Raw genomic sequence first — 9,774 nt, 5'->3', positions numbered from 1 at the left:
CATGATTGATCACTTCGGCGTCAACGTGGCCGACATGGCCGCCTCCGTCCGCTTCTACGACACCGTGCTCGGCACGCTCGGCTTCACCCGTCAGATGGATTTCGGTGAAGCCATCGGCTATGGCACGCAGGGCCACCCGGATTTCTGGGTCAGCTCGGCGGCCAGCGGCAGTTCCAACCGCGAGTGTCACATCGCCTTCACCGCGGCTGACCGCGCGGCCGTCCAGGCCTTTTTCGACGCCGCGGCCGAACTGGGTGTCGAGGTGCTGCACGCACCGCGGGAGTGGCCGGAATACCATCCGGGCTACTTCGGCGCCTTCGTCCGTGACCCCGACGGCAACAACGTCGAGGCCGTCTGTCACAGCTGAGGCTCAGCGGCCGACGGCAGGCCGGTCCTCGAAGCTGCGGACGAAGACCGGCTGCTGCGCGGTCGAGGCGTCCGGGTCGTAGCGATAGCCCTGCTCGGCGAACCGCTTGACTGCGCCGGGCGTCCGGACGCGTTCGCGCACCAGCCAGGACGCCAACATGCCGCGCGCCCGCTTGGCGTAGAACGAGACCACGCTGCGGGTGCCGCGGGCGTTGGTGTCCTCGAATCGGGGCGAGATCACCGGGCAGTCGAGTTCACCGAACCTGACCGACTTGGCATATTCCTCGGACGCCAGGTTGAGCACCGCGCTCGCGCCGGGCGACTCGGCCAGGTCGGCGCGCAGCAGGTCGGTGATCGTCGAGCCCCAGTAGGCGTACAGGCTGCTGCCGCGCTCGTTCGCCAGCGGCAGGCCCATCTCCAGCCGGTACGGCTGGATCAGGTCGAGCGGGCGCAGCACCCCGTACAGCCCGGAGAGGATCCGCACCGTCTTCTGCGCCTCGGTGTAGTCACGAGTGTCCCACTGTTCGCGCACCGCCAGGCCCTGGTACACGTCGCCGGCGAAGGCGAGCACCGCAGCGCGGGCGTTGCGCATGCTGAACGGCAGCGAGAAGTCGGCGTAGCGCTGCGCGTTGAGCGCGGCGAGATCGTCCGAGATGTGCATCAGGCCGGCGATCTCAGAGGTGGACTTGCCGCGCATCAGCTCGATCAGTTCCGCCGAGCGGTCGAGCAGCCTGGGCTCGGAATGCTTGCGGGTGGGCAGGGCGGAATCGAAGTCCAGCGACTTCGCGGGCGACAGCAGAACCAGCACCACCGCAGCCTATAGCCGGGCCGGTGGAGTGCGGCGGAAGGTTGTCCGAGCGCTTGGTTGTACACCATCATTGCCGCTCATGCGGATCATGCGGATCTAGGATTCCTCTCATCCCGTATCCCAGGACACCGGGGCCCGCCCTTTGAACCCCTAAGGAACGATCCGGCGACCCATGTCGAGGCCCTAACGCAAGCCGCAGAACCACCAGTCGAGTGCCGCCGCTACCCCAGCCCTGTCGAGACCCAGGAGCTCCGATGCAGGGTTCGACAAGCTCAACCAGCGGTCAGGGACGGGGTGCTGTCACGCGGGATAGCTTCGCCTGGTCGGCAGTCAGGTCGCAGCTCAAGGAAAGCCTTGCAGAGTTCCGAGTTTCGGTGACCGGATCCAGACGCCTGAACTTGTCCGGGGTGCAGCAGTTGGGCCGCCAGAGAACCCTGCAGGGCATCCACGGCGCGGCGCCTATCCCGGGAGAAGTGCAGTCGAGTTGAGTTGCAGGCGGCGATGACTAGCCGGGGTCGAGGTGCCGGCATAATCGGGCACCCCACGGACGCGGTCTGCAATAAACTCGATCATCCAATCACCTGAGAGCCGCTGGGCACCGCCACTCAATGGCGCCGTCAACGACAGTAGGACTCATCGGGTGCGGATGACCGGGGCATGGTGGCCAAGCAATCCCATTGCTTTTCTCAATGATTACGTCTTGCATCTGTTCGACAAATTCAGACTGCTCCCTATCGCCCGGAATTCGGCCCGTGAGCGCCGCGTAACCTACCGCACCGTCCGCGGCACGCGTCAATTCCAGAACGACTACCTCCCCACCCATTCCTGTCCATTCGTCATCCGCGCCCCTCGGCAGGAGTCTGAACGACCAAGAATCCGGCAGTGGACTACTCCGAACGAACTGCTCCGCGAGCAACAGTGCCGACTTACGGGCCGACACCGAATGTTCCCCCTATGCTAATGCTGCCATTCCCTCCACCGTTGACGTTATGCCTGAAGGTGTAGAGGTCTTTATAGACAATCGTGTCGCCGTTCCACACCTTCTTCATGGTTCCGTGGAAAAGGTAGTTCTTCGCTTCGAGATGGGGCGAATTCATCGGTTGCTGCACACTATTTCGCCACCATTTCAGGCCGCGCTCATTTACAAGACCCACTATGATGCCCTGCACCTGGCCAGAGATCTTGAAACCCCAGGGCAGTGTGGCATAGGTCGGGAAGCACCTGTACTCCGTTTCCCAACGGCCCTCACTTGTTGTCGCCACGTAAGCTTGATAGCAATCTATCTTCATCAAGGCACGGGCGATCACCTGATTGTTCGCCATTCCCGCACTCAACTCCTGAACGACTCGCTGCCTATGTGCTGCGGTCATCGGCTTCGAAAGGGAAAGCCTCAGCGTGCTTGAGAAGGCACCTGAATTGCTGGTTATCGTGATGTCCCTGTTGCTGGAATCATCCGCTTTAGCGATCGATATCGAAGGGCCTACAAAGAGGGCCGCGCCGACCAGGAAAATAGAAAGAAACTTAAACCCTCCCTTTGACCAAGAAGACCAAGCCTCTTTTGCGCTGACTCCGACTCTTGCAGATCTTTGGCGGGTTGACATGGAACAACTCCTAGGGGGTGGTGCAATCAGGCTCAGAACGCTATCTCCTCATCAGAGGGAAGGTCAAGGCTAATAAGGACCATTCCCGATCCGTTAGTAGGACGCATTCGTCAGTGTGCCCGCGTGCCACGCGCTCCAGGCCCGACCGACCTGGCTGCAGTTCCCGTGATTTTCTGCCAGTGGGCGGCGCCGCTCCCGGGGGTTTCATCCCGCGGCGACGGTGATGTCGACCACGATCTCGGTGGCCAATCGCTCCAAATCGGCCTGCAGGCCACCGAGATCCTGGTCGGCACTCACCGGCGCGGTGAGATGGGCCTCGAACAGCCGTCCGCCGGCCATCGGGGCGTCCCTGGTTTCGGTGATCAGCTTCTCGATGCTGATGCCGTGCCGGCTCAGCACGCCGGAGACGTCGCGCACGATGCCCGGGTGGTCGTTGCCGACCAGATCGACCTGGATGTGCTGCGCCGCCTCCGCCGGTTCTTCACTGCCCGCGTGCAGGCTCACCTCGAGCAGCCCACTCAGCGGTTGCAGCGCGGACGCCAGCTCGTCCGCCCGCCCATCGGGAACCCGGACCAGCACGATGCCGGCGAATTTGCCGGCCAACTCGGCGAGCTGGCTGCGCTCCCAGTTGCCGCCGTGAGCGGTGACGACATCGGCGAGCGCGTTGACGAGTCCGGCGCGATCGTCACCGATCACGGTGAGCACGAGGGTGGCCATGCCGGGAGCGTAGCGGAGCCAACCTTTGACCCTCCGTCATCCCGGGCTTGACCCGGGATCTCGGTCGCGCACAGGACAGCCAACGACGTCATCCCGGCGTCCGTCGGGATGACGAACACCGGGAGAAAGAAGACCTCAGCGGGTGCCGAAGGCCTCGATCACCTCGATGATCTCGGGACGCATCCGGGTGGGGCTGATCACCTTGTCGACCGAGCCGACGCGAGCGGCGCGCTGGATGTTGTGCACCCCGTCGAACTCGGCGGCGACCTCGCTGATCTTCTCCGCCCGTACCGCGGCCCGGACGTCGTCCAGCTCGGCCTGCAGCCGGGCCCGCTCCTCCGGACGCGCCGACCGGCGCCTGCCCTCCAGCTCGGCGACCCGTGGGTCGGCGGCGGTGCGCTTGGCGACGTCGCCGGCGAACACCACCGCGGCCGCCGGGGCCCCGCCGATCACGGAGGCGAACGAGCCCTCCACCGCCAGCACGGTCATGTTCTCGTTGAGCGTCTTGGAGAACACCACGAAGGCACCGCCGTGGTACCGGGAGATGACCACGAAGACGATCGGGCCGTCGAAGTTGACCACCGCCCGGCCGATCTCGGCGCCGTACTCGAGCTGCAGGTTGCGCATCGACTCGGGTGAGCCGTCGAACCCGGACAGGTTGGCCAGCACCACCACCGGGCGGTTGCCGGACGACGCGTTGATCGCGCGGGCCACCTTCTTGCTCGACCGGGGGAACAGCGTGCCCGCGGTGTAGGTGTCGGGGCCGTCGGTGGGCGGGAAGCCGGCCCGGGGCACCGGCTTGGACTCGATGCCGACCAGGCAGATCGAATGGCCGCCGATCCGGGCGTCCATCACCACCGCCGTCTCGGCGTCGGCCATGCCGGCCCAGCGTTCGGTGCGCGGATGGTCGGCGTCGGTGACGGCGGCCATCACGGTGCGGATGTCGAACGGCTTCTTCCGGTCCGGGTTGGCGGTGAAGATCTCACCGACGGTGGCGAACTCGCCGCCGTGCGGGTAGCTGGACACGTCGCGATCGGACGGGTCGCTGGTCGGCGCGCGGCGGGGGCCGTCCTCGCCCGGCATCACGTAGGTCTGGGCGTAGTGGCTCATCAGGATGCGGAATGCACCGGGCAGGTCGGGCGCCCAGTACTGAGCCTGGCCGTTGGGCCCCATCACCCGGTCATAGCCGCCGATGCCGAAATTGTCCTCGGCGGAGACGCTGCCGGAGAAGTCCAGGGTCTGCTTGCCGGTGAGCACCATCGCCGAGTCAGGGGTCATCACCAGGATGCCCTTGGTGTGCATCAGCATCGTCGCTTCGGCGTTCCAGTACGGCTGGGCGCCCACGTTGATGCCGGCGACGACGACGTTGATCTCGCCGCCGTCCTGGGTGAAGTTGATGATCCGGCGCAGCGCCGCCCCCACCCAGTCCATGTTCTCGGTGCCGGAATCCATCGAGATCCGGGCCCCGGAGCTCAGCGTGAACCATTCCAGCGGCACCTGCATCTGCTCGGCCAGGTCGAGCGCGGCAATGATGCGCCGGCACTCGGGTTCGGCGACCGCGCCGAGGCCGCGGGTCGGGTCGCCGGACAGCACGATCCGGGTCATGCCCTCCGGGTACAGCGGGGACGGCGTGGTCACCTGGGCGCAGATGATGCCGGCCTTGTTCAGTCCACGCGGACGATCGACCGGCACCAGGGCGCCGTCGGCGTCCAGGTCGAGTTCGACGATGCTGCCGCCCGGCCCGGCCAGCACATCGCTGAGCTCGTAGGGATAGACCAGCCCACGCCGACGTGCCCGCAGCACCCGGGAGGTGTAGTCGTCCAGCGGCTTCAGCGGCTCGGTGGGCGGCGGCTCGATCACCGCGGTCACCCCGGCACCGGCCCGGTAGTGGAACCGGACGGCCAGCGGAATGACGCCCTTCCCCGGCTGGTCGAACCGGCCCTGGGCCAGCACCTCCTCGATGCCCGCCCCCTCACCCAGCGGGGTGATCTTGGTCTGCAGCGACACGATGTCCTTGTGATCGAGGTCGATCACCGGCCAGACGTGCACCCAGACATGGTTCATGTCCATCCGGTTGCCCTCGCTGCCGCGCGCCGCCCGGGTGCGCCGGATCGCCTCCAGGCAGTTCTCCACCGCCCGCTCGGCGTGCGGCAGACCGAGCATCCGGCCCTTCTCGTCACGTACCGGAGCCAGCTGCCGCACCTGCGCCATGGCGACCAGGCGACGATCCGCCGGGTTGGACTTGGCGACGCAGTCGAACAGCAGCACGTCCTCGGGTGCCGGCAGCCGGGTCAGGTCGAACTCGCGCAGCCGCCACAGGTCGAGCCGGCGGGCGACCATCGGGTGCACGCCGCGGATCCGTTGGTCCTCGGCGATCTCACCGGACGTCGTCCAGCGGAAGGTCAGGTAGCGCGGCTCGGAGCGGTGGTCGCAGACGGCGACCACGATGCGGCGGACGTTCTGGCCCAGCGACCAGCCGGAGAACACCTCTTCGAGGTGGGCGCTGGCCTGATCGGGATCGGGGGCGTCGGGCCAGGAAAGGTACAACTCGACCACGGCCTCGTCCCCGCCGCCGTGATCGGCGAGCAGGTCGGTGACCAGGGTGCTGATCGGGCCGTCGGCGGCCAGCTCGTCGACGCGTCCCAACGTCGACACCACCCGGGTGGGACGGCCCTCCAGCCGGTAGTCGCCGGTGGCCGCGGCCCGTCCGTCGACGGAGAGGCTGCTCAACGCGGTCAGATCGAAGTCGCCGTAGTGCTTGCGGATCAGCACCTCGAGCATCGGCTCCTCGGCCTGGACACCGGCGGCCAGCCGGTCGGCGAGGAAGCCGACCGTCGGCTCGGGAATGGCGGCCAGTGCCGCGATCCGCTCGCCACGGTCGGGCGCGTCCGGATCGGCGGCGAGCGCGGCCACCTCGTCGGCCACGCCGGCCAGCACCGCGTCGCGTTCGGCGTCCACCTGGGGCTGGTCGAACCAGCGGAACCGGATCGACCGGGCCACATCACCGACCACCGGGAAGCGCCGCTGGGTGGCCCGGACCAGGCGTTCCAGCTCGGCGCGGGCGTGGCTGGCCACCTCCGGCTGCGGCGCGGGCTCGCTGATCCAGCGTTCCAGCAGCGAGGTGATCACCTTCAGATCGGACGCGAACCGCTGCTGGGCGAGGAAGATCCGGAAGACCGCCTCCTCGACCTGCGGCGTCCGGGTCAGCTCGGTGATGCCGTAGTGGGCGAACACCTTGGCCAGCCGGTCGGTGAACTGCATCGGCAGGCCGGCGCGGGCGGCGTCCAGGCTCTGCAGGTAGCGGTGGAAGTGCTCCCGGTCGCTGTGCACCCGCAGCTCGGTGCTGGCGTCCTCGCCGGCCGGACGGTTGCGGCTCAGCTCGGCGACGTCGGCGAACAACCCGATCAGCGCGATCTCGCCGGTCATCACGTCGGCGCCGGCAGCACACAGCTCGTCGCGGGTGCTCAGGTAACCGGCCAGCGGCCGGTACTCGGGGTCGGCGTCGAAGCCCATCACCAGCGCGGACAGGTCGGACAACAGCCGGTTCGCCCTCGCTTCCGGGTCGGTGATCGCCGGCACCGGCGGCAACTCGAGGCCGGGCCCGGTGGCCGCCACCTCTTCGACCACGGCGGTCTCGTCGGAGACCGGCTCGAGCCGGACCAGCGGCGCCATCGTCTCCACCTGGCTGCCGGTGATCACCAGCAGCTCCTTCACCCGGCAGGCGAAGGGCGCGACCAGGACGGTCTCCATCTTCATCGATTCGAGCACCAGCACCGGCGCACCGGCGGCCAGTTGCTCCCCTACCGCGGCCGGGGTGGCGACCACCAGCGCAGGCGCCGGGGAGCGCAGCACGCCGCCCTCGTCGCGGCTGACCCGGTGGGTGATGCCGTTGACCTCGATCAGGTGCACCGGGCCGTGGGTGGCGGTGACCAAGCGGTAGCGCTGGTCACCGACCTGGAGCCGGCTGTGGAAGTCGTCCAGTCGCTGCAGGGACGCCTCGACCGTGCTGGCCTGGTCACCCTGCGCCACCCGCACCCGATAGCGCTGCGGACCGATCCGGAAGGCGGTGACCTGGTAGGTCACCCCGCGCAGTTTCAGGTCGACGGGGCGTCCGACGGCGTGCTGCACCTGGGGACGTCCGCCGTGGGCGGTCTCCAGCAGCCGGGCGATCTCCACCTCTTCGGTGTCCTCGTAGGCCTGGATGGCGGACGCGACCAGCGCGATCCCGGAGTGCCGGTCGGCGACCAGACCGCCCTCGCCGCGGATCCGGTCGATCCAGCCGGTGTCGGCCCACTCGACGCCGTCGGCACCGACCACCTCGGGGCGTCCGAGCAGGTCGAGGATGAAGCTCTTGTTGGTGGAGCCGCCGTCGATGACCACGGTGGTCTCGTTCATCGCCCGCCGCAACCGGCCCAGCGCCTCGCTGCGGTCGCGTCCGAAAGCGATGATCTTGGCGATCATCGAGTCGAAGTCGGCGGGGATCTGATCGCCCTCGGCCACCCCGGTGTCGACCCGGATGCCGGGACCGGCCGGCAGGTCGAGCCGGGTGATCCGTCCGGGCGAGGGGGCGAAGTCGCGGTCGGGATCCTCGGCGTTGAGCCGCGCCTCGACGGCGTGCCCGAACTCGCTGGGCCGATCGACCAGCCGCTCGCCGGAGGCGACCCGAATCTGGGCTTTGACCAGGTCGAAGTCGTTGGTGACCTCGGTGATCGGGTGCTCCACCTGCAGCCGGGTGTTCACCTCGAGGAAGGCGAACGCCTTGTCGCCCGGGTGGTAGAGGAACTCGACGGTGCCGGCGCCGGCATAGTCGACGGCGAGTGCCAGGCGTTCGGCGGACGCCTTCAGCTCGCTGGTCTGGTCGGCGGTGAGCAGCGGCGACGCCGACTCTTCGATCACCTTCTGGTTGCGGCGCTGCACCGAGCAGTCCCGGACGCCGAGCGCCCAGGCGGTGCCCTGCCCGTCGGCGATGACCTGCACCTCGACGTGCCGGGCGCCGGTGACCAGCTTCTCCAGGAACACCACGCCGGAGCCGAAGGCGCGTTCCGCCTCGTCGCGGGTGCGTTGGTAGGCATCGGTCAGTTCGTCGGCGTTGGTCACCTTGCGGATGCCGCGTCCGCCACCGCCGGCGGTCGCCTTGAGCATCAGCGGGTAGCCGATCCGGTCCGCTGCGGCCAGCGCGTCCTCCAGGGTGTCGACGCCGCCGCGCGACCAGGGCGCCACCGGCACGCCGACCTCTTCGGCGATCAGCTTGGAACCGATCTTGTCGCCCAGCTTGCGCATCGCCTCGCCGGAGGGGCCGATGAAGGTGATGCCGTTCGCTTCGACCAGGTCGGCGAAGCCGGCATCTTCGGCGACGAAGCCCCAGCCCACCCAGACGGCGTCCGCGCGGGCCCGGCGCAGTACATCGATCAGCAGTTCGTGGTTCAGATAGGGCCGCTCGGACGCCGGCCCGAGCGGGTAGGCCTCGTCTGCTTCGCGCGCGAACATGGCGGTGCGCTCGGCGTCGGTGTAGAGCGCGATGACGGTGATCGGATCATCGTCCGGTCGCTCGGCGTTCAGGTCGCGGACGGCGTGGATCAGCCGCATGGCGGCCTCGCCCCGATTGACGATCGCGATGCGCTTGAACACCGGGCGTCTCCTCACCTTGCTTGTGTGCCTGCCGGTCGGCAGTCCTGCCCCCGAAATCTTCCACTTCTGGGCCCGCAAGGCGAGGCGACCCGAGCAGCAAGCCTCAGATTCGAGCGGACGGCGCCGCGTGGCTGTCCGGAGGGGCCAACTGCGCCGTCCGAGCTTTGGCGGTTTCCCACAACGGCACGATCCCGTGCCTGCGGATGACGCCGATCAGCGACCGTGCTGCTTGCGCAGTGCCTTCGCTTCCTTGGACGGCCCGCGGGATCCCCACCAGTCGCCCGCCTGCCAGCGGGCGGTAGCCAACTGGTCGAGCGCCTCCAGGAACTCGTCGAGGTACCGCTCCGGGTCCAACTGGTACCGGCCCCGGAGCTCGTCGACGAGCGCCTCGCTGGCCTCGCGGACGTCCCGTCGTTTCCCGGTCGCGGACGCCTGCTCCACCTCGGCCCGAGCGCGTTCCAACGCCTCCTGCTCGGCGGCAAGGCGCTCGCGCTCGACCTGCTCAGCCAACTGCCGCTCAGCCTCCTCGGCAGCAAGGCGCTCTTGCTCCGCTTCCTCGGCTGCGATGCGCTCGCGCTCTGCCTGCTCAGCCGCGAGACGTTCGCGCTCTGCCTGTTCGGCAGCCAACCGCTCCTGCTCCGCTTCCTCGGCTGC

6 protein-coding genes are annotated in these 9,774 nt (G+C 68.2%); 1 reads left to right on the top strand and 5 read right to left on the bottom strand.

The features are described from left to right. Window positions 1-367, top strand: a 367-nt coding sequence (locus Q0066_RS10280; protein ID WP_298132590.1) for a VOC family protein, incomplete at its 5' end; no start/stop codon positions are given. A 3-nt stretch (window positions 368-370) separates the two neighbouring features. On the opposite strand, the gene yaaA is transcribed toward Q0066_RS10280, so the two are convergent. The 5 genes from yaaA to Q0066_RS10255 all read right to left on the bottom strand — a co-directional run. Beyond that, complete coding sequence (yaaA, locus tag Q0066_RS10275; protein ID WP_298132588.1) at window positions 371-1,174, bottom strand: peroxide stress protein YaaA; 804 nt, start codon at window positions 1,172-1,174, stop codon at window positions 371-373. Window positions 1,175-2,100: 926 nt separating this feature from the next. Next, the gene (locus tag Q0066_RS10270; protein ID WP_298132586.1) at window positions 2,101-2,775 is read right to left on the bottom strand and encodes a hypothetical protein; all 675 of its coding nucleotides are present in this window, start codon (window positions 2,773-2,775) and stop codon (window positions 2,101-2,103) included. Window positions 2,776-2,979: 204 nt separating this feature from the next. Next, the gene (locus tag Q0066_RS10265; RefSeq protein ID WP_298132584.1) at window positions 2,980-3,492 is read right to left on the bottom strand and encodes an ACT domain-containing protein; all 513 of its coding nucleotides are present in this window, start codon (window positions 3,490-3,492) and stop codon (window positions 2,980-2,982) included. 135 nt (window positions 3,493-3,627) lie between these two features. After that, window positions 3,628-9,120 (bottom strand): carboxyl transferase domain-containing protein, encoded by a 5,493-nt coding sequence (locus Q0066_RS10260; RefSeq protein ID WP_298132583.1) that lies wholly within the window; start codon window positions 9,118-9,120, stop codon window positions 3,628-3,630. A 213-nt stretch (window positions 9,121-9,333) separates the two neighbouring features. Further along, a partial coding sequence (locus Q0066_RS10255) for a hypothetical protein (protein ID WP_298132581.1) occupies window positions 9,334-9,774 on the bottom strand: 441 nt, incomplete at its 5' end.

The organism is Micropruina sp. (assembly GCF_027492755.1).
Taxonomy (GTDB): domain Bacteria; phylum Actinomycetota; class Actinomycetes; order Propionibacteriales; family Propionibacteriaceae; genus Micropruina.
Note: the sequence above shows the minus strand (reverse complement) of the source record. Positions and strands in the feature narration are given on the sequence as shown.